17 protein-coding genes are annotated in these 20,730 nt (G+C 64.4%); 4 read left to right on the forward strand and 13 right to left on the reverse strand.

Annotated elements, in window-relative coordinates; all coding sequences use genetic code 11:
- The 3 genes from N4G42_RS18820 to N4G42_RS18835 form a co-directional block, all read right to left on the reverse strand.
- A partial coding sequence (locus N4G42_RS18820) for a PAS domain-containing protein (RefSeq protein ID WP_313771923.1) occupies positions 1 to 1,962 on the reverse strand: 1,962 nt, incomplete at its 3' end.
- Positions 1,963 to 2,171: 209 nt separating this feature from the next.
- Positions 2,172 to 5,090, reverse strand: coding sequence for an aconitate hydratase (locus N4G42_RS18830; protein ID WP_056058660.1), 2,919 nt, complete (start codon positions 5,088 to 5,090; stop codon positions 2,172 to 2,174).
- Between the two features lie 198 nt (positions 5,091 to 5,288).
- A complete protein-coding gene (locus tag N4G42_RS18835; protein ID WP_260668265.1) occupies positions 5,289 to 5,696 on the reverse strand; it encodes a hypothetical protein in 408 nt (135 codons plus the stop codon).
- Between the two features lie 110 nt (positions 5,697 to 5,806).
- Here N4G42_RS18835 and N4G42_RS18840 point away from each other — a divergent pair, with 110 nt between their 5' ends.
- Complete coding sequence (locus N4G42_RS18840; RefSeq protein WP_260668266.1) at positions 5,807 to 6,682, forward strand: helix-turn-helix domain-containing protein; 876 nt, start codon at positions 5,807 to 5,809, stop codon at positions 6,680 to 6,682.
- A 246-nt stretch (positions 6,683 to 6,928) separates the two neighbouring features.
- Here the strand turns inward: N4G42_RS18840 and N4G42_RS18845 are convergent, their stop codons facing one another.
- Together N4G42_RS18845 and N4G42_RS18850 are read right to left on the reverse strand one after the other, a co-directional pair.
- Entirely contained in the window at positions 6,929 to 7,231 is a 303-nt protein-coding gene (locus N4G42_RS18845) for an H-NS histone family protein (protein WP_260668268.1), read from the reverse strand.
- A 159-nt stretch (positions 7,232 to 7,390) separates the two neighbouring features.
- Positions 7,391 to 8,686, reverse strand: a complete 1,296-nt coding sequence (locus N4G42_RS18850; RefSeq protein WP_260668269.1) for a hemolysin family protein — start codon at positions 8,684 to 8,686, stop codon at positions 7,391 to 7,393.
- A gap of 35 nt (positions 8,687 to 8,721) precedes the next feature.
- Between N4G42_RS18850 and N4G42_RS18855 the strand changes: the two genes are divergently transcribed.
- Entirely contained in the window at positions 8,722 to 9,564 is an 843-nt protein-coding gene (locus tag N4G42_RS18855) for a symmetrical bis(5'-nucleosyl)-tetraphosphatase (protein ID WP_260668270.1), read from the forward strand.
- Between the two features lie 84 nt (positions 9,565 to 9,648).
- Here the strand turns inward: N4G42_RS18855 and N4G42_RS18860 are convergent, their stop codons facing one another.
- The 3 genes from N4G42_RS18860 to N4G42_RS18870 form a co-directional block, all read right to left on the reverse strand.
- Positions 9,649 to 11,130, reverse strand: coding sequence for a DEAD/DEAH box helicase (locus N4G42_RS18860; protein ID WP_260668271.1), 1,482 nt, complete (start codon positions 11,128 to 11,130; stop codon positions 9,649 to 9,651).
- Between the two features lie 353 nt (positions 11,131 to 11,483).
- Positions 11,484 to 14,003 (reverse strand): ABC transporter permease, encoded by a 2,520-nt coding sequence (locus N4G42_RS18865; protein ID WP_260668272.1) that lies wholly within the window; start codon positions 14,001 to 14,003, stop codon positions 11,484 to 11,486.
- A gap of 65 nt (positions 14,004 to 14,068) precedes the next feature.
- Positions 14,069 to 15,769 carry a C13 family peptidase gene (locus N4G42_RS18870; RefSeq protein ID WP_260668273.1) on the reverse strand — a complete coding sequence of 567 codons (1,701 nt, stop codon included), beginning with the start codon at positions 15,767 to 15,769 and terminating at the stop codon, positions 14,069 to 14,071.
- A gap of 406 nt (positions 15,770 to 16,175) precedes the next feature.
- Here N4G42_RS18870 and N4G42_RS18875 point away from each other — a divergent pair, with 406 nt between their 5' ends.
- Both N4G42_RS18875 and N4G42_RS18880 read left to right on the forward strand, forming a co-directional pair.
- Positions 16,176 to 16,415, forward strand: coding sequence for a hypothetical protein (locus N4G42_RS18875; protein ID WP_409557850.1), 240 nt, complete (start codon positions 16,176 to 16,178; stop codon positions 16,413 to 16,415).
- A gap of 117 nt (positions 16,416 to 16,532) precedes the next feature.
- A complete protein-coding gene (locus tag N4G42_RS18880; protein ID WP_056058635.1) occupies positions 16,533 to 16,883 on the forward strand; it encodes an RNA recognition motif domain-containing protein in 351 nt (116 codons plus the stop codon).
- 198 nt (positions 16,884 to 17,081) lie between these two features.
- On the opposite strand, the gene N4G42_RS18885 is transcribed toward N4G42_RS18880, so the two are convergent.
- From N4G42_RS18885 to fdh3B, 5 genes are all read right to left on the reverse strand, one after another.
- On the reverse strand, positions 17,082 to 18,029 hold the full coding sequence (locus tag N4G42_RS18885; protein ID WP_260668275.1) for a formate dehydrogenase accessory sulfurtransferase FdhD: 948 nt from the start codon (positions 18,027 to 18,029) through the stop codon (positions 17,082 to 17,084).
- Between the two features lie 208 nt (positions 18,030 to 18,237).
- Positions 18,238 to 18,630 (reverse strand): hypothetical protein, encoded by a 393-nt coding sequence (locus N4G42_RS18890; protein WP_260668276.1) that lies wholly within the window; start codon positions 18,628 to 18,630, stop codon positions 18,238 to 18,240.
- Between the two features lie 11 nt (positions 18,631 to 18,641).
- Complete coding sequence (locus N4G42_RS18895) at positions 18,642 to 19,862, reverse strand: formate dehydrogenase subunit gamma (RefSeq protein WP_260668277.1); 1,221 nt, start codon at positions 19,860 to 19,862, stop codon at positions 18,642 to 18,644.
- An 8-nt stretch (positions 19,863 to 19,870) separates the two neighbouring features.
- Entirely contained in the window at positions 19,871 to 20,113 is a 243-nt protein-coding gene (locus N4G42_RS18900; RefSeq protein ID WP_409557848.1) for a hypothetical protein, read from the reverse strand.
- The gene (gene fdh3B, locus N4G42_RS18905; RefSeq protein WP_055402827.1) at positions 20,110 to 20,727 is read right to left on the reverse strand and encodes a formate dehydrogenase FDH3 subunit beta; all 618 of its coding nucleotides are present in this window, start codon (positions 20,725 to 20,727) and stop codon (positions 20,110 to 20,112) included. The genes N4G42_RS18900 and fdh3B overlap by 4 nt, the downstream gene beginning before the upstream one ends.
- Positions 20,728 to 20,730: the final 3 nt, after the last annotated feature.

Here is a 20,730-nt window from a genome sequence, read left to right on the forward strand (position 1 = left end):
GGCGCGTTTGCGGTCTGTGATGTCGCGGCACACGCCCAGGATGCCCGTCACGCGGCCATGCAGATCGCGGATGGGCGTCTTGATGGTCTCGAACTGGCCCTGGTAGCCGTCTTCGGCGAAGGTGAGCGTTTCCTCATACACCAGCGGCTGCCAGGCCTGCATGGCGCGCTGGTCGTACTTGCGAAAGCGCTCGGCCTCGGCCGCGTTGGTCAGGTCGTAGTCGTTTCGGCCCACCACATCGCGTTCGGGCCGGCCCGCAAAACGCTCGAATACCGGGTTGACCGACAAGTACACCCCGTTGGTGTCCTTCATGAACACCATGTCCGGCATGGCATTGACCACGCTGGCCAGATGCGCCTTCTGCTGGGCCAATTCTTGTTCGATGCGCTTGAGCGCCGTCAAGTCGTAGGCAAACAGCACCACGGCTGCCACCCCTTGCGCCGTCACGCTCTCTGGGGCGATGGTGGTGTGGCGAAACTGTGTGCCGTCAGGGCCGTCAATGCGGTTTTCGAACACCGCGGTCTCGCCCGCAAAGGCTTTTTCAAGGTGCGGGTGGATGCGCGCGAACACTTCGGGCGGGATCACATCCTGCAGCCGCTGCCCTTCCAGCGCCTGGGGCGTGGTGTAGAGCCAGCGTGCCTGCTGTTCATTGACGTACAGCACGCGCAAGTCCCGATCAATCCGCGACACACCACCCGGCACATGGCGCAGCGTGTTGGCCATGAGCGCCTGCTGGGCGTGCGCGGCCTCTTCGGCTTGGTGGTGGGCGGTGATGTCGGTCTGCACGCCATCCCACAGCACCCGGCCATCCTGCAGCCGGCGCGGCGACGAACTCAGGTGCATCCAGCGCACCTGGCCGTCGGTGCGGCGCACCCGAAACACCGCCTCCAGACTGGTCATGGACAGGTAGGACTGGCGCTCTGCCTGCCGCAGGCGATCTATGTCTTCCGGGAGGATCTGCCGGTAAAGCACGCGTGGGTCCTGCAACACGTCTTCGACGCGTACCCCGTTCAGCCGTTCGATGGCGTCGCCCATGTGCACAAAATGCACCCGGCCATCCAGCTCGCGCACGATCTGGAACAACACGCTGTGCGGCAGGTTGCGCCCCAGCAATGACAGACGCCCCTCGCTCTCGCGCAACCGGCTCTCGGCCTCCTGGATGCGCGCAAACGGGCGGCGGATGCCTGCATCAAACACCGCCTGGTACAGCAGCGCATACGCCACCACCCGAAAGCCATGGGACAGCACTCCACCCAGCATCGAATGCCCGCCCAGCGCGCCCACCGTGACCTCACCGCACACGAACGCTCCGGCCGCCCAGGCAAACAGGCGTTCACGCGGTGCCTCTTCGCTGCGGCTGCGGCGATGCAACACCACAGCGCTGGCGGCCAAGGCCAGGGCGAGCCCCACGGCCACCACCTGGCGCAAGGCACCGTCTGCAGCATGGGCAAACCACTGGGGCAGCGGCCCCAGCGACGACCCTGCCAGCACCAGCGTGACACCCCCCGCCGCTGCCAGCCAAGCGCGGGCCGGCCCGGGGGCCGACAAGCGCGTGGCGGTGAGCCCCAAGGTCAGGGCCTCGGCCACACGCGCCCAACTGCTCAGCCACAACGACATGTCGGCACTGCCGGGCGGCATGTGCACAGGGCCGGAGTGCACCAGCACCCCGTGCAGAAAATTGCAGGCCGCCGCTACGCCAAAACCCACCACCAGGACATTCGCGCGCGCCTGCTCCTGCGCCTCCAGGGCGTGCAGGGACACCGACACCACCAGCAGTCCCAGCAGCACCGCCACTAGTTCCAGCAACGGTTCCAGCCCGTGCTGGGCGCCCGCCCCATCCCCCAGCATCTGCGCCAGCGGCACCACGACCAGCGCCAGCACTGCCACCACCAGCACCACGGTGATGGCGGGCGCATCCGACCAGGGCATGCGCGCTGTCGGAGAGCTGTTGGGAGGTGGCATGGACGAAGGGGTGAATGGCAGTGCCAGCGAAATGGCCGCACAACGTCACAAGTGTATCTACGCGTAAGGAAATGACCAGAGCGCTCGCACCATGAAAAACGGGGCCAAAGCCCCGTCCAAGACAACCCGGGACGGCGCTGCGCCCAGGCGTTGCGTGCACGCATCAGCGCAGGGCGCGATGCGGCAAGGAAGAAGGATGCAGCGGGCCCTCAACCCTCCAACAGCTGGCGCAGCACAAACGGCAAGATGCCGCCGGCCTGGTAGTAGTCCACCTCGATGGGGGTGTCGATGCGCAGGGTCACCGTCACTTCCTGGCGCGTGCCGTCGGCACGGTGGATGACCAGCCTCGCATCGCTCTGTGGCGTGAGTGCGGCATCAGGCACCACATCAATCACCTCATTGCCCGTCAGGCCCAGCGTTTCCCAAGAATCGCCCGCCTTGAACTGCAGCGGCAACACGCCCATGCCAACGAGGTTGGAGCGGTGAATGCGCTCAAAGCTGCGCGCCACCACCGCCTTGATGCCGAGCAGTTGCGTGCCCTTGGCGGCCCAGTCGCGGCTGGAGCCGGTGCCGTACTCTTCGCCCGCAAAAATCACGGTGGGCGTGCCCTGCGCCATGTACTGCATGGCGGCATCAAAGATGAACATCTTCTCGCCCTGCAGCGGACCATCGTTCTGGAACAACGTGACGCCGCCCTCTTCACGCGAGCCATCGGCGGTGGGCGGAATCATCAGGTTCTTGATGCGCACATTGGCAAAGGTGCCGCGCATCATCACGTCATGGTTGCCCCGGCGGGCGCCGTAGCTGTTGAAGTCTGCCTTTTGCACGCCGTGCTGCAACAGCCACTGGCCTGCGGGCGAGCTTTCCTTGATGGAGCCTGCGGGCGAGATGTGGTCGGTGGTGATGGAGTCGCCGAACAGCGCCATGATGCGCGCGCCGTGCACCGCCGACGCGGCCGCAGCGCCTTTGTCGAGCGCAAACTGGGCAAAAAACGGCGGCTCGGCAATGTAAGTGCTGGCGGGCCAGGTGTAGGCCGTGCCACTGACTCCCTTGATCTTCTCCCACAGCTTTCCGGGGTCGGTCGCCACCTTGGCGTAGTTTTCGCGGAAGGCCTTGCCGTTCATGGCGAACTTGAGCAGGGCGTGGACTTCATCGCTGGTGGGCCAGATGTCGCCCAGGTAGATGTCCTTGCCCCCCTTGCCCTTGCCCACGGGTTCGGTCATCAGGTCTTTGAGCACCGTGCCCGCGATGGCATACGCCACCACCAGTGGCGGGCTGGCCAGAAAGTTGGCCTTGAGGTTGGGATGGATGCGCGCCTCGAAATTGCGGTTGCCCGACAGCACGGCTGCGCAGACCAGATCGTTGCTGGTGATGACCTCGTTCAATTCCGGGGTGAGGTCGCCCGCGTTGCCGATGCAGGTGGTGCAGCCATAGCCCGCCAGCGCAAAGCCCAGCTTTTCCAGGTACGGCAGCAGCCCGGTCTGCGTGAGGTATTCGGTGACGATGCGCGAGCCGGGGGCCAGCGAGGTCTTGATGTGCGGCTGCACCTTGAGGCCTGCCTCCACCGCTTTCTTGGCCAAGAGGCCTGCAGCCAGCAGCACGCTGGGGTTGCTGGTGTTGGTGCAGCTGGTGATGGCGGCAATCAGCACGTCGCCATTGCCCACTGTGGGGTCAGCCCCCTTGGCGGGCAGCGTGGCTGCGCGGGCCTCGCCGTGCGCAGTGGCCAGTGCAGGTTTGTTGGCCTCCATCTCGACCACCGAGCGCGGTGCGCCGGCCGGCGTGGGCTTACCGTCTGGCGTAGCCTCTTCGGCGACAGCTTCGCCATGGCGGTGGATGTGATGGCGCGTGTGCAGCAGCTCTGCCGGGCGGTTGAAGCCGTTTTGCGCGTTGGGCTTGCTGAACAGCTCAGCGAACTGGCTGCTGACCTTGCCCAGCTCGATGCGGTCTTGCGGGCGCTTGGGGCCCGCCAGGCTGGGGGTGACGCTGCCAAGGTCGAGCTTGACGACCTGCGAATAGTCGACCTCGCCGGCCAGCGGCACACCAAACAGCCCCTGGGCCTTGAAGTAGGCCTCGAAGGCTTCGATCTCGCCCTTGGTACGGCCCGTGCCCTTGAAGTAGTCGATGGTCTTTTCGTCCACCGGGAAGAAGCCCATGGTGGCGCCGTACTCCGGCGCCATGTTGCCGATGGTGGCGCGGTCGGGCAGCGCCAGGGTGCGCGTGCCTTCGCCAAAGAACTCCACGAACTTGCCCACCACCTTGTGCTGGCGCAGCAGCTCGGTCACCGTGAGCACCAGGTCGGTGGCGGTCACGCCCTCGCGCAGCTGGCCGGTCATCTCAAAGCCCACCACATCGGGCGTGAGGAAGTACACCGGCTGGCCCAGCATGGCGGCCTCGGCCTCGATGCCGCCCACGCCCCAGCCCACCACGCCGATGCCGTTGATCATGGTGGTGTGGCTGTCGGTGCCCACCAGGGTGTCGGGGTAGTACACGCCATCCTTGCGCTTGTGCACGCCGCGCGCCAGGTATTCGAGGTTGACCTGGTGCACGATGCCAAAGCCCGGGGGCACCACACCAAAGGTGTCAAAGGCCTGCATGCCCCACTTCATGAACTCGTAGCGCTCTTTGTTGCGCTGGAATTCGAGCTTCATGTTCAGGTCGAGCGAATTCTTCTTGCCGTAGTGGTCGACCATGATCGAGTGGTCCACCACCAGGTCCACCGGCACCAGGGGCTCGATCTTCTTGGGGTTCTTGCCCAGCTTGGCGGCCACGCTGCGCATGGCGGCCAGATCGGCCAGCAAAGGCACACCGGTGAAGTCCTGCAGCACCACGCGCGAGACGACAAAAGGGATCTCGTCGGTACGCGCGGCATTGGGCGCCCAGTGCGCAAGCTGTTGCACATGCTCGGCCGTCACCTTGCGGCCGTCACAATTGCGCAGCACCGATTCGAGCACGATGCGGATCGACACCGGCAGACGCTGGATCTGCGGAAACTGCTTGGCCAGCGCGGGCAGAGAGTAGAACTTGCCCTCCTTGCCCGACGCCGTTTTGAAGCCCTTGAGCGTGTTGGCAAAGGCGTGGCGTGCGGGTCGGGACGACGGTTTGGCTAGCGGCTTGGACGATGAGGCCATGGCGAACTCCTTGATAAGGCAACAGCGTCTATTCTGGCAGTCCCCCATGACGGCGCAATCGTTGGGGGTATGCCGCTGTGTCCCGCCGCCCTGGCGCAGAGGCTCATACGACGCTCTTTTCACCATTTTTGCGGAGAAATCCGCCCAAGCGCTACATCCTTATTCCTCAATAGCTATCAAATATATAGCGCAAAAGAACTAAGCAGCAGCCCATGCAGGCAGGCGGCGCACACCCATCCACTGCAGCTCAGCAATGAGCGCCACCGAGACCACGTGCACCACCAGGTACGCCTGACCCAGCAACGTGGGTGCCACGGCGTTACCGAGCAGCAGCACCAGGCTGGCCAACGCCCATCCAAAGTTGGCAGCGATCAGCGCCCACAGCCCTCCGCGCGGCATGGTGCGCGCGCGGGCAATGCGGGTGGCCAGTGCTGCGTAGCCCAGCAGCAAAACGCCGGACACCACCAGCAGTCCGTGCGGCAGCCCCAGCCATTCGGCCAGCGACGCCGTCAGCAGCAGATGCAAGGCGCCCAGCAGCAGCCCGGTGGACGCATCGAACCAGACCACGGCACGCAAAAGGGAGGGGGAAGACAACAGGTTCAACATGGCAAGCTCCTTGGGGGTTGAAGAAGGCTGCATCGTTGCCGCTGCGGCGCATGGCGTCGATGACATGGCAGGTAATGGCCTGCGGCCTGGTTGGGCCTAGGATGCGAGGCATGACGTCCGCACCCTCCACCTCCTCTCGCCGCACCCCGCGCCATCCGCTGCCGCACCGCAGCACAGCGGTGGGGCCTGCCAGTTTTGGCGACCACCTGCGCACCTGGCGCCAGCAGCGGCACCTGAGTCAGCTGGAGCTGGCCGACGAGGCAGACATCTCCACGCGGCACGTGAGCTTCATGGAAACCGGTCGCACCAATCCCAGCCGCGACATGGTGCTGCGCCTGTGCGAGCGCCTGGCCATCCCGCTGCGCGAACGCAACGCACTGCTGGTGGCAGCCGGCTACGCCCCCATGTACCGAGAACGCGCGCTGGACGACCCGGCACTGACCGCAGCGCGCCAGGCCGTCGAGCTGGTGCTCAAGGGCCATGAGCCCTGCCCCGCCATCGCGCTCGACCGCTGCTGGAACGTGGTGGCTGCCAACCGCGCAGCACAGGCCTTGCTGGCCGCGCACGTGAGCCCTGAACTGCTCACGCCCCCCATCAACGTGTTCCGCCTGAGCCTGCACCCCGACGGCTTGGCGTCACGCATCGCCAATCTGGCGCAATGGCGCCACCACCTCTTCGAGCGCCTGCGCCAGCAGATTCATGCCACGGGGGACCCGGCATTGCTGGCCCTGCAGGCCGAACTGCTGGAATACCCCGCGCCCGATGAATCCACACCGCTCGTGATGGCGGGAGAAATGCTGGGTGTGGTGATGCCGTTTTGTTTCAATAGCGTGCACGGCATGCTGTCGCTCATCAGCACCACGACGATATTCGGCACTCCAGTGGATGTGACGCTGCAGGAGTTAGCGGTGGAATCGTTTTTCCCGGCCGACGCATTTACTGCCCAGGTACTGCGGGAGATGGCGCAAAAATATGCGGCGGATTGACGGCCTGGAGTGGGTTGAACCACAACACGCAGACCGATTTTTTAGGTTCCGTGCGCAATGGCTGGTCGGGAAAGCGGTTTTTGCGGTATCCACCCAGTGAATGCAGGGCGCAGATTTTGTGTCCCCAGCGAGGTATGAAGGATCCAGATGCTGGGCCAGGCTCGGTAGTTCGACGCCCCATGCCAGGCCACCCAAAAAAATAGCCCGCAGTTGCGGGCTATTTTTTAGTACAGCGAATGCCGGCTCTCAGATGGCGAACTTTTCGCGGTTTTCGTTCTGAATCCACTTGGGCGCCTTGCCACGGCCGGTCCATGTCTGGCCAGTCGCCGGGTCGCGGTATTTGGGGGCCACTTTGGTGCCTGCGGTAGAGCTGCGGCCGGTTTTCCCTGCGGCCTTGCCTGCCGGGAACACATCCTGGGCGGTCAGACCATATTCGGCCACCAAGGCGCGCACTTGGGCAACAGCGTCCGACAATTCTCGGCGACGGGCTTCGCTGATTTGTTGCTCAAGCGCTTCACGCTGCTTCAAAAGTTCTTTGTAGCTGGTCATGGTGTCTGAAAAAGAAAATGGGGTTGGTGACGACGCGATTATATGGATAACCGCTGCGAGCACACGCCGGGGTAAAGATTTTGCATTAAGAAACCACAAAAATACTACCTGGCATATTGAGCATCTGGACAGCCGGTGGTCCAAGAAGCCACAAAGGCTTCAAAGTACGCTGTCGGGCTGTGCCAATACGCGGTCAATGCGTTTGCCCTCCAGGGCCAGCACCTCGAATATCCAGCCCACGCACACAATCTGTTCGCCTACGGCAGGTAAATGCCCCGTTTCTGCCATCAAAAACCCCGCCAGGGTGTTATACCGCCCACGGTCTTCCTGCGGCAGATCTCGAATATCCAGGCGCGCCTTGAGTTCGGACACGGGCATCAGCCCATCCAGCAGCCATGCGCCATCACCACGCGGGGTGGCCCAGGCATCGGCGGCAGCGCCGGGCTGCAATTCACCGGTAATGGCTTCGAGCAGATCGTGCGGGGTCATGATGCCCTGCACCACGCCGTATTCGTCCACCACAAACACCATGCGCCCCGAGCGCGCTCGAAACTGCTCCAGCAGCTCCATGCCGCTCAAGGTCTCGGGCAAAAAGGCGGCGGGCTTCACATACTGTTCCAGCGTGCCGGGCGCATCAGGCCCCAGCTCCAGCAACCGGGCCACGCTCACAATACCCACCACCTCGTCCAGAGAGTTGCGACACACGGGGTACCACGAATGCGCGGCATGCTCGCCGCCACGGCCCGCCTGCTGCAAGCCCTGCAACACCGACCACCCTGCATCGAGCCAGCCCACATCACTGCGCGGCACCATCAGCGAGGTCAATGGCCGATCATCCAGGCGAAACACGTTTTGCACCATCTGGTGCTCATGGTGCTCGATCACACCGGCCTCGCGACCTTCTTCCAGGCTGGCAACGATTTCTTCTTCCGTGACCGAACGCCCTGCTGTGTTGTCCACCTGCATCAGGCGCAGCACCCCTTGGGTTGAGAGCGACAACAGGCGCACAAAAGGCTTGGCCACCCGGGCCACCCAGGCCATGGGTCGCGCCACCAGGCGGGACACCGCCTCGGGATAGAGCTGTCCGATGCGTTTGGGCACCAGTTCGCCAAACACGATGGTGACGAAGGTGATGACGGTTACCACCAGCGCGGTAGCGGTGATGCTGGCGGCCCGCACAGGCATCCCGAGCTGCTGCAGCCACAGCCCCAGGTCATCGCTGAACGCAGCCTCTCCGAGGATCCCGTTGAGCATGCCAATGGAGGTGATGCCCACTTGCACCGAGGACAAAAACTGCGTGGGGTTCTCAAGCAGCGCCAGAGCGGCCTGTGCGCCCTTGTCACCCGCCTCGGCCATGGCGGTCAGCCGCGACCTGCGACTTGACGCCAGCGCCAGCTCGGACATCGCGAACACGCCGTTGAGCAGGGTCAGCAGCGCGATCAGCAGAAAATCCATGCTTCACTCAATCAGGTTTGCAACCGACGACCATCATGGCACTTTACTGTATCGGCGACATTCAGGGCTGCGACGACGCCCTGGGGCGCCTGCTGGACACCATCGGCTTTTCTGCCAGCCGTGACACGGTGTACCTGCTGGGGGACCTCGTCAACCGCGGCCCCGACTCCGCTGCCGTGCTACGCCGCTGCATGCAGCAGGGCGACGCCATCCGCTGCCTGCTGGGCAACCACGACCTGCACTTGCTCGCTGCCGCACACGGCGCGCGCAAACCCTCACGCCGCGACACCCTGGCCTCGGTGCTCGACGCCCCGGACCGCAGCGCTTTGCTCGAGTGGCTGCGCCACCAGCCATTGGCGCGGGCCCACGAGCATGCCGGCCAGACCCTGCTGATGGTGCATGCGGGCGTGGTACCTGCCTGGACCCCCACGGACACCCTGGAACGCGCGCAGGAGGTCCATGCCGTGCTGGGTAGTCCGGACCTGCCCGCCTTCTTGCACAGCATGTATGGCAACACGCCGGACCACTGGAGCGATACCCTCACAGGCACCGACCGGCTGCGTGTGATCGTGAACGCGCTGACGCGCATGCGCTTTTGCTCATCCGACGGTGTGATGGATTTTGAAAGCACCGAAAGCGCCAGCGATGCCCCAGAGGGCCTGATGCCCTGGTTTGATGTGCCAGGCCGACGCACCACTGGCACGCTGATGGCCTTTGGCCACTGGTCCACCCTGGGGTGGCTCAACCGCAGCGACCTGCTGGGCCTGGACACTGGCTGTGTATGGGGGGGGTGCCTGAGCGCCGTGCGTTTCGGCGCGACACTGGCTGACCGCGAGCTGCTGCAGGTGCATTGCGAACAGGCGCAGCAGCCGGGCTAAAGAGCTGGGAAACTGGGGATTGACCCGAGCAGTCAACGCGCCCGGGACGGACACCACGGCAACCAGCGCAACGAGCGCCAGCTGTTACTGCGTGGAGGTCTCAGGTTGAACCGCCTTGAACAAGGCTGCCACCTTGCGCTTGGGCTTGATGTTGGCCGAAATGCTGCTGCGCGCAGGCGATTTGGCGGCAGCCTCCCAGGCGGGGGCGGAATCCGCACTGCTGGGTTCGTAAGGCTTTTCGAAGAAGGGATCGCGCGAGGCCACGGCAGGGCGGAAACCCCGGTGGTGTTCACGCGACTCGCGGGGTTCGCGGCGCTCGTTGCGCTCACGCACGGCAGCCGGAATGACATCGCGCGGATCACCGGTCTCGCCCGCTTCGCGCCATGCGCGGCGGCCGTCATTGATGCGACCGCGGGGGCGGTCTTCTTCGTATTCGATGGCTTCGAGATCGATCTTTTTCTTGATCAGCTTCTCAATGTCGGCCACCAGGCGGGCATCGCTGCCCGACACCAGTGTGACGGCCAGGCCGGACGCGCCCGCACGGCCTGTGCGCCCAATACGGTGCACATAGTCTTCCGCATTGAAAGGCACGTCGAAGTTGAACACCGCCGGCACGTCCTTGATGTCCAGGCCGCGCGCAGCCACATCGGTACACACCAGCAGATCAACCTCGCCGCTCTTGAAGGCTTCCAGCGCCTTCAGTCGCTCGTCCTGGCTCTTGTCGCCGTGCAAGGCTGCGGTCTTGAGGCCCTCACGCTCCAGGCTGCGCGCCAAACGGGCGCATCCGAGCTTGCTGTTCACGAAAATGAAAGCCTGCTTGATGCCGCGCGTCTTGAGCACCTGGTGGATGGCTCGGCGCTTGTCGTCATCATTGGCGCTGTAAAAGCGCTGCTCCACCGTGGAGGCCGTTTCGTTCGGGCGGGCCACCTCAATGGTGATGGGGTTTTGCAGGTAGCTGCTGGCCAGGCGCTTGATCTCGGGCGAGAAGGTGGCGCTGAACAGAAGCGTGGTGCGCTGCTTGGGCAGGTAACTCAGGATTCGCTGCAGGTCGGGCAGAAAACCGATGTCCAGCATGCGGTCGGCCTCGTCGAGCACCACGTACTCCACCTGGTTGAGCACCGCATTCTTGGCCTCGATATGGTCGAGCAGGCGGCCCGGCGTAGCCACCAGCACTTCGACGCCTTTTTTCAGCTCGATGGTCTGGGGCTTCATGTCCATGCCGCCAAACACCACCGTGCTGCGCAGTTTGGTGTACTTGGCGTACAGCGCAATCTGCTGGGCCACCTGGTCGGCCAGCTCACGGGTGGGCAACAGCACCAGAGCGCGCACAGGGTGGCGAGCGGGGGATGTGGAACTGCTCTCGTGCTTGAGCAGGCGCTGCAGCAAAGGCAGCGAGAACGCGGCGGTTTTGCCGGTGCCGGTCTGGGCTGCGCCCATCACGTCCTGGCCGGTGAGCACCACCGGGATGGCCTGCGCCTGGATGGGCGTCATGGACTCGTAGCCCATTTCGGCTACGGCGCGCGCCAGCGGCTCAGCCAGCGATAGATTGGAAAAGGAACTTGTCATTTAGCCCTCTATTGTCGCACCGGTGGCCCAAAAAGCGATTTTTCGGGACCGGAGCAGCAAAAATGCAGTAGGCGCAGCCAGTGCATTGGCGAGTATTCGCTATCTATTTGATAGCTATCAGCGCATATGAATTCGGCGCTATCGTCTGTTTTTATTCAAACTCTGGGCCGGCGAGGCCAATGGCCGCAACACCTTGCGCCGCGTGCGGTCGTTGCATCGCGGGGCGAGCAATGTCCCGCAGCTGCCATGACAACCCCCCCTCGGAAAGCGCTCGGCACCGGCCAAAGGCAGGGGACGCTCATGCGGACTCTCCCCCTTTCCGGACGCAGTGCAGTGCGCCTGCTGCTGTCCAGTTACTCGGCAGACCGCCTGAGCGTGTCCACCACCGGGCGCAGCAGCACCTCGCGCAGACCCCACCAGCCTGCGGCCAGCGCCAGCACCGCGCCCGCGAGCGCACCGGCCAGCGGCACCCAGGGGGCGGCGGTCCAGGTGAAATCAAACACATAACGCGCCAATGCCCAGCCCACGCCCACCGCCACCGCGCTGGCCAGAAAGCCCGCCAACAGGCCCACACCCACCAGCTCGGCCCGCTGCACCTGACGCAGCAGGCTGGCACGGGCCCCCACGGCACGCATGATGGCGTACTCGCGTGCGCGCTCTTCGCGGGTGGCCGTGACGGCGGCGAACAGCACCACCAGCCCAGCAGCCAGTGTGAAGGCAAACAAGAACTCCACCGCCCGGATCACCTGCTCCAGCACCCGCTGCACCTGGGCAATGGTGGCGCCCATGTCCACGTTGGTGATGTTGGGAAACTGGCGCACCAGCGCGTTGTCGAAACCGTGGGTTTCTGGAGCGCGGTAGGCGGCCAGGTAGGTGACCGGGACATCCTTGACCTCCGCCACCGGGTACATCACAAAGAAGTTGGCGCGCATAGAGCCCCAGTCCACCTTGCGCAGACTGGTGATGCGGGCCTCGTCCTGCACGCCGCCCATATCGAACTGCAAACGGTCACCCAGCTGCAGGCCCAGCGTCTGGGCAATACCTTCTTCCACGCTGATGGCGCCCTCCTCGCCGGGCGTCCAGCGTCCTGCCACCACCTGGTTGTGGGGCGGTGCCTCCACAGCGTTGGACAGGTTGAATTCTCGGTCCACCAGGCGCTTGGCGCGGTCGTCGGTGTAGTTGTCGGGGCCCACTGGCTTGCCGTTCACGGCCACCAGCCGGCCGCGGATCATGGGGTACCAGTCGTAGCGACCCACTCCGCTGTCCTTGAGCGTCTGCTGAAAGGCCTCCGACTGGTCAGGCATCACGTTGATGACAAAACGGTTGGGGGCATCGGGTGGGGTCGCCTTGCGCCAGCTGCTGATGAGGTCGGTGCGCAGCAGCACCAGCAGCACCAGGGCCAGCAGACCCACAGCCAGGCTGCTGACCTGCACCACGGCATAGGCCGGGCGCGCAGAAATCTGCCGCGTGGCCAGCACGAGCCAACGCGGGGCCGTGCTCTCGTTCACGCTCTTGCGCAGCAGCTTGACCGCCACCCATGACAGGCCTGCAAACAGCGCCACGGCACCGGCAAAACCACCCACGGCAATCAGACCCAGCTTGATGTCACTGCTGACCGCCAGCAACAGCGCGGCAAAGCCCGCAATACCGATACCCAGCACTGCCAGCGAGGCGGGCTTGAGCCCCCCCACATCACGCCGTATCACCCGCAACGGCGGCACCTGCGCCAGCTGCAGCACCGGCGGCAAGCCAAACGCAAACAGCAGCGTGAGCCCCATGCCTAGGCCAAACACCACCGGCCACAGACTGGGCGAAGGCAAGGCCGATTCCACCAATCCCGCCAGCAGTAGCACAAACGCGTAATGCACCACATAGCCCAGCGCCACACCCAAGGAGCTGGCAAACAGGCCGATCAGCGCGAACTCCGTGGTGTAGGCCCCAGCAATGGTGCGCTGACTCTGCCCCAGCACACGCAGCATGGCCGAAGCGTCGAGATGCTCCGCCGCAAACCCGCGCGCGGCCAGCGCCACGGCCACGGCTGACAACAGTGCCGCCAGCAGCGCTACCAGGCTCAGGAATTTTTGCGCACGGTCCAGCGTCTGGCGCATCTCGGGGCGGCCGCTTTCCAGCGACTCCACGCGCACGCCGTGCACTTCGGGCTTCTTGGCCTCGACCACCGCCCAATCGTTGAATGCCTTGATGGCCGACGCCGGGCCGACCACGGCAAAGCGGTAGGTCAGGCGGCTGGCAGGCTGCACGAGCCCCGTGGCGGGCAGGTCGCGTTCGTTCACCATCACACGTGGCGCAAAGCTCATGAAGCCCGCCCCCCGGTCAGGCTCGATGACGATGATGCGCGCGATGCGCAGTTGCGCATCGCCCAGCAACAGCTTGTCGCCCATGGCTAGGTTGAGCGATTCGAGCAGTGGCGCGTCCACCCACACCTCGCCGGGCGCCGGGATGTCACGCGTCGGCTGCTCCAGCGCGCCGGGGGCATCTGCCACCGTGAGGCTGCCGCGCAGCGGGTAACCCTGCTGCACGCTCTTGAGTGCTACCAGCTTGCTGGCGCCGCCCTGCGCATCGCTCGCGCGGCCCATGGTCGGAAAGCCCAGCGTGGTCACCGATTGCAACCCCAGCGCCTTGGCGCGCTCCAGGAATGCAGCGGGCGTTGGGTTGTCGCTGGCCACGACTGCATCCCCCCCCAGCAGCTGCAGGGCGTCGCGCTGCAGCCCGCCTTGCAAACGATCGGCAAAAAAACCCACTGAGGTGAGCGCGGCCACCGCCAGCGTGACCGCCACGATCAGCAGTCGCAACTCGCCCGCACGCAGGTCCCGGGCCAGGGTGCGCCAGCCAAGGCGCAGGAAAGACAGGTTCATGGGCAGACCTTAGCGCAAAGCGAACGGGCTGGCGGGCCGTGGGGTGTTAGAACGTGTTCAACGCATCAGGGCCGCGGGGGTGGCGCTGTGGCGGGGTCGGTCGCCGCAGCTGTCGCCGACACCGGGCTCGGAGCGTCGGCCGCCGGCGCCGGGGCTGCGCTGGAGGCATTTGGTGCCTCCGTCTGCAGCCGCTGTTCCAGCGCCTGCAACACCGGGGCGATCTGTTTGCCCACGCGGATCTGCGGGTTCGAAAAGCCGTCGGCCTTGCCGGCCTCGACCTCACGCTGCTGAATCAACGGCACAGCTTTGGCAAAGGCCTCGGTGAAGGAATGGGTCTGGCGCAGTTGTTCATGAAACACCGCGCGGCCAAAGAAGGTCAGCTCAGACAGCCTGCCGCAGCCATACGAGGTGTGGGTGGCGTCGGCCGCCGTCATGATCAGGGTGCTGTCGGTGGCCAGCGGTTCGATCCAGCCTCCCGAAAAGCAGGCAGACACTGCGATCACGCGGTTGCGGATGCCCGATTCGTCCAGTGCTGCGCGCAGCATCTCCGGCGTCACCGGGGGCACCTGCAGCGGCCAGTGTGCGGCGGCCAGTTCATGGTTGCGTGCACCATGCGAGGTCATGTAAATCACCAGCACATCATGCTCGCGATCCATGCGCGCGGCCAGCGCGGCAATGGCGCGTTGCAGATTCTCGGGCGTCGCCCAGGGGTGGGTCTCAGCAGTTTCAGCATGGTTGAGCAGGTGCAGGACCCGGCCCTGGGCGTCAAACCGCTCCTGCAGCAGCGTGTTGACCATCGTGCTTTCGCGGCGGAACACGTTTTCATCCGCATAGGGCGCGAACACCAACCCATAGACATCCACAACGCCGGGACGCTGAGGCAACAAAGCATCCACCTGCTGCTGCCACAGCAGCTGCTGGTTCTCAAAAAGGCCTTGCGATAGCGCCAGTTGCGCAGGCTCTGGAGGCTGTGCTCCGTCGGCGGACGCGGCCGACGCATCGGCCACCGCCAGGGCGTCTTCCTCCCAGGGCTGGTCCTGAAACTGCCACATGCCCACCCCGACCACCACAGCCATCGCCACGCCAAAGACCGCAGTGCGCACCCGCGATCGGATGAATCGGGCACTCACCACCACCAACGTGACCAGCACCCATACCGTGAGCACGCCGTAGGCCACCCAGAAAAGGATGCTCGCCACCGTCCCATTCCACAGTGCAGGCTGGTGAACCGCCCATCCCATCAGGACATAGAGCACCAGCAAAGGGCCCAAGGGCGCCCACGCCGACAGCACATACCACGCGGCCAGCCCGCCCGAGGGGCCGGGCACACCCAACTCGGGCGCAGGGGTAGGAGCACGCTGTGCTGGCGCCATGGCCCACCAAGCCAGCCACAGCAGCACCAGGCTGCTCCACATGGGGGTGAGCCAGCCACGCATGCTGAACTGGGCCGGGCCCGCGATCTGTAACCGTGCAGCGCCCACCAGCAACGCGCCGCTGATCAACGACAACACCAGCAACTGCCAGGGCGTGGGTGCCGCAGCCCCTGTACGCGGCGCCAGAAACAGTGCAGCGCGCAGTCCTTCGCGCATCCAGCCCCACAGTGAAAGGCGCTCCGTGGCGGAAACGGCCCTGATGGCAGACGATGTGGGCAGGTCTTGCGGCGACCGGCTCAAAGGAACTTCAATTTCTGTGTGGGCCAGTTCTGGTCCCCACTGGCTGGGCAACGTGTCGGCCCAGGTGCTGCTGCTGGCGTTCAGGTCTTTCATGCGCGCATCATGCCATCGTGGGGTGACGCCTTCTGAGGCCATGGAATCCTTCGAAGGTAGGACGCAAGAGGCTGCGGGAACGGGCCAAAAGACGATGGAGAGCGATGGTCGAGCTCCCCATTGCGCCAGCGCCCATCGGCCTTCGCAGGAGGAATCGAGGCACGGGCGCCGTCTTTTTAAAACCAAAAATGATATTAAATAAAAATTAAATAACAAATCGCATATACTTCACTTCGTTGCAGTCACGGCTCTTGACGCCAGCAGTCACCGCAACGCCTGCCTCCCAACGGTCTAACGCGCCGCGGCAGGCCGCCTTTTGCGACCTTGTCGCCCAGTGGGTCTGAAGAGCTGCAGCCCACCGAGTCCCTCGATGCTCACGCAGGTCGATGACGGCCTGCGGTCCCGAATGCACCAGATTTCAAATAACTCCATTTCCATGGGCCAGTACGTCGTTTCGCCCGCGACACACCCGACCGACTGCGGCCGCTTCCGCGCCTCCTTCTCGGTCCATCGTTCAAGTGGCAACGGCAGCTACTGCCGAGTGTTCCGTTTTGACAAAGCCTTTGCCTCGCGCGAAGCTGCCAGGCTCTTTGCCGTCACCCAGGGCTGGCTCCAAGCGTGCATGTCCCATCCCCCTGTGTGCTGAAGCTCTGCTGACCGCAGGCTCCATGTCCTCATCCCAGTTGCCGTGGGCTCCCGCCCACAGTGCTGTACCCCAACGGTGCGCCCTTCGTTGCGTGCCATCCTTCAGAAAGGCTCTTCCATGAGCACCAAGATCTACGTGGGCAACCTGCCCTATTCCGTGACCGATTCCAGCCTGCAAAGCAACTTTGCCGAGTTCGGCAATGTGTCCTCCGCCAAGGTCATGATGGACCGCGAAACCGGTCGCTCCAAGGGCTTCGGCTTTGTCGAAATGGCGTCGGCCGAAGTGGCCCAAGCCGCCATCAGCGCGCTGCACGGCATGTCCGTCGATGGGCGCTCGATTGTGGTGAATCTGGCCCGCCCCCGTGAAGAAGGTGGCGGCGCAGGGGGCTACAGCGCCAATGGCTACAGTGCGAGCAAACGCTCGGACGTCGGCTATGGCACGGGTGGCTACGGCGGCGGCCGCTATTGAGCCCTGTGGCTCATGAAAAAAGCCGGCTCGCTGTAGCCGGCTTTTTTTCGTCTCGCCCCATGCCTTTGCATGGGCCGCAGGCCAAGGCGGGCCGAAGGTGCTCGACGCCGCTGCGGTGGCCGACTCAAGGACTATTGAGCGGCAACGGCCCCAGCACCACCCTGTCTGCGCGGGCGCTAACTATGGAGCGCTGCCGCCTCACACTTCACCAGCAGCCCGGGCGGGGAGCACGACCGGTGCCTGGGCCAGTTCAGGCTGCAGTACCAGGCGGTGCGTAGCGCTGTAGCACACAAACCGGCGGTTGGTGGCGCGCCCGATGGCGCACAGGCCCAACTGCTGGGCCACGGCATGGCCCATTTGGGTCATGCCGCTGCGAGACACCACAATGGGCACCCCCATCTGCGCGGACTTGATGACCATCTCGCTGGTGAGGCGGCCGGTGGTGTAGAACACCTTGTCTGCCCCTGACATGGGAGAGGTTGCGGGGTCTCCTGCACAGTCGCTGGATGAGCACATCTCAGGATTCATCCACATCCAGCCGGCGATGGTATCGATCGCATTGTGGCGGCCGACGTCTTCTACAAAAATCAGCAAGTCCTCCCCCTTGAACAGGGCACAGCCGTGTACCGAACCGGACGACTTGTAGGTGGTCTCCTTGAGGCGAATCGCGTTGACGATGCCGTACAGCTGGCCCTGGGTCAGGCGGGCGTCGGGCAACTGGATGCGGTCCACTTCGTCCATGAGCCCGCCAAACACGCTGCCCTGTCCGCAGCCCGTGGTGACGACCTTGCTGGCCGTGCGCTCTTCGATCCGTGCAATGCCATGGCGCGTGCGCACAGCGGCGGCGTGGACCTCCCAATCGACCGTGATCGATTCGATGTCGAGCACCGATTCGACCAGCCGCTGGTTGCGCAGATAACCCAGCACCAGCAGCTCTGGTTGCGCGCCCAATGTCATCAGCGTCACGAGCTCGCGCTTGTCCACATAAATCGTGAGCGGACGCTCGGCGGGGATCTGTACCTGCTCCCGTGCGCCCAGTTCGTTGACGACCTCCACTGCATGGGTCAGCGGGGCGTGGGCCTGCGTCAGGCGCGGCAGAGAGGGCGAAGACAAAACGGAAGGAGTGGACAAAGAACTGGAACTCATGGGGCAAATATACGCAGTGTGGTGCTACAGCGGTTAGCGCACGGGAATGAACCGCTGTGTGGCCCGGTCCACTGCACCAAGGGGGCAGGCTGGTGCCGTATCGCTCTGCGAGTGCTGGCTCGGCGATGCACCTGGCACATCGCGCCCAGAAAAAAAGCCGCGCCCCACCAGGGAACGCGGCTTCGAGCACAGCGCTGCAGGGCGCGTGTCAGGACTTGGAGGCCGGTGCAGCTGCAGCGGCAGGTACCTGCGTGCTGGGAGGGCTGCTGGCTGTGCCAGGTGGCGAGTGTGCACCAGCAGCCTCTGCAGGCTTGGCCGCTGGCGGTGTGTAGGCGAAGGGGCCAGGGTCCGTGCAAGCAGCACCAGTAGCAGCCGCGGGCTTGGCCGAAGGCGTGGTCTTGCGGTAGTGCGCGGCCACCTTGTCTTGCGACAGGCACAACTTGTAGTTGTCCACCTTACCAGCCCATGCAGCCTTGGCTGCCGCTTCGGCGACCTTGGCGGCTGCCTCGGGGGACGGGGCCGGCAGCTTGGCCGATGCCACAGTGCATACGGCTGCCGCGCACAGCGCCAGCAAAGAGGTGCAGATGCTTGATCTCGTCATGGAGTGGATCCTCATACCTGGGCGGGCTGCTGGCCCGCAGATGCTGTTACCTCGGTCGCTGACTGGCTGGCGCTGCGCTGGCGCGGGATCTTGCCGGCCTGCACATCGTCGTACCACAGCTCATGGTGTTCCTTGGCCCAGCCCTCGCTCACATAGCCGGTGCGCATGGCCTTGTAGGCACCCTTCATGCCCACTGTGCCCATGTAGATATGACCACAGATCAGCGCCATCATCCAGATGGCCAGAGTGGCGTGGATCATGTGGGCGATCTGCATGTCGCCACGCACGTCGCCAAAGCCGGGGATGAGTTTGTCGAGCACCAGGCCAGTGGCCACCACGAAGATGCCGGGGATGGTGATGCCCCACCAGAACAGGCCCTTCTCGCCCGCATTGAAGCGGTGTGAGGGCACCTCGTGATTGCCCTTGCCCAGCATGCCGCCGCCCTTGGCCAACCAGACAAAGTCAGCGCGGTTGGCGATGTTGTCCTTGATGAAGGTAAGAATGATCACCAGCAGCGACACGGCAAACAACGGACCCACAAAGTTGTGAACGTTCTTGAGCGCATAGGTCAACCAGCCAAACAGCGTGGTCCCCAGGATGGGCAGCAGGAAGAACTTGCCAAACGCCATCACGATGCCGGAGATGGCCAGCGCGATGAATGCAAACGCATTGGCCCAGTGGGCCGCGCGCTCGAACGGGGTGAAACGCTCGATACGGCGGGGGCCGGTGCCGTCGGGATGCTCATGCCCCAGCGGGCCTTTCACAAAGTAGAAGATGCCCAAAGCCAGCAACACGATGGCAAACAGCGCCGCACCGTAGGGGATGATCCAGTGGTTGCGCACTTGCCGCCACGCTTCGCCCGCATTGGTGTAGCGCGAGCCGGGATACTGCACAAAGCGCTGGATCAGGTTGCCCGCCTCGGGCGCCTGGGTCACAGGCAAGCTGCTATAGCCTGTCACGCCCTGCCCCACCTGGCGCCACATGGGCGCGTTGTTGCCGGGCTGCACCTTCATGCGCTCGCCATTGGTCTGTTCCGCGTATTTGGGATCAGCGCTGGCATCGGGTTTGACCTGAAAGATATTCTGGCTTTGCACACCCCCCACCGCAGCCGGTGCAGCCGTGGCTGCAGGAACTGCCGCAGATGCTTCGGGCGCAGCAGGCGACGTCTGGGCGCCAGCCAGGCCACAGGCCAAGCTGGCCGCCAAGGCCATGGACCACACGATGTATTTCATGGTGGACCTCACTTCGCCTGGCTGCGGGTGTATTCGTTCTGGCCGTACTGCTGGCGTGCTTTCAACTGCGCTTCCCAGCTGGTTTTGTCGCCGGCTTTCCAGCCAGGCTGCGTGAAGTTGCTGCCGGTGCCGGCGTAAGACGGAGCATCGCTACGGATGCCCATGCCGGTCTGCGGTTTCTCGCCGCAGCCCGTCAATGCCAGGGCGGCCACCGCAGCGGCCAAGGTCATGTGTATGGTGCGCTGCATCATGACTTGCCTCCTGCAGGCTGACCTGCCTGTTGTGAGCCGTAGGCCGTGCCCCAACCCCACACTTCGGCGCCCTTGCCACGCTGCACCACGCGGTTGCGGAAGATATCAGCCACCACATCGCCATCACCGGCCAGCAGGGCTTTGGTAGAACACATTTCTGCGCAGGCGGGCAGCTTGCCTTCGGCCAGGCGATTGCGGCCGTATTTTTCAAACTCGGCCTGGCTGCCATGGGTTTCAGGACCACCGGCGCAGAAGGTGCACTTGTCCATCTTGCCGCGCACACCAAAGGTGCCGGACGATGGGAACTGCGGCGCGCCAAACGGGCAGGCATAACTGCAGTAGCCGCAGCCAATGCACACGTCCTTGTCGTGCAACACCACACCCTCTTCGGTGCGGTAAAAGCAGTTGACAGGGCAGACCGCCATGCAGGGTGCATCGCTGCAGTGCATGCAGGCCACCGAGATGGACTTTTCGCCCGGCACACCGTCGTTGAGGGTGACCACGCGGCGGCGGTTCACGCCCCAGGGTACTTCGTGTTCGTTCTTGCAGGCGGTCACGCAGCCGTTGCATTCGATGCAGCGCTCTGCGTCACAGATGAATTTCATTCGTGCCATGTG

This window comes from Acidovorax sp. K2F (assembly GCF_025246485.1).
GTDB lineage: Bacteria > Pseudomonadota > Gammaproteobacteria > Burkholderiales > Burkholderiaceae_C > Acidovorax > Acidovorax delafieldii.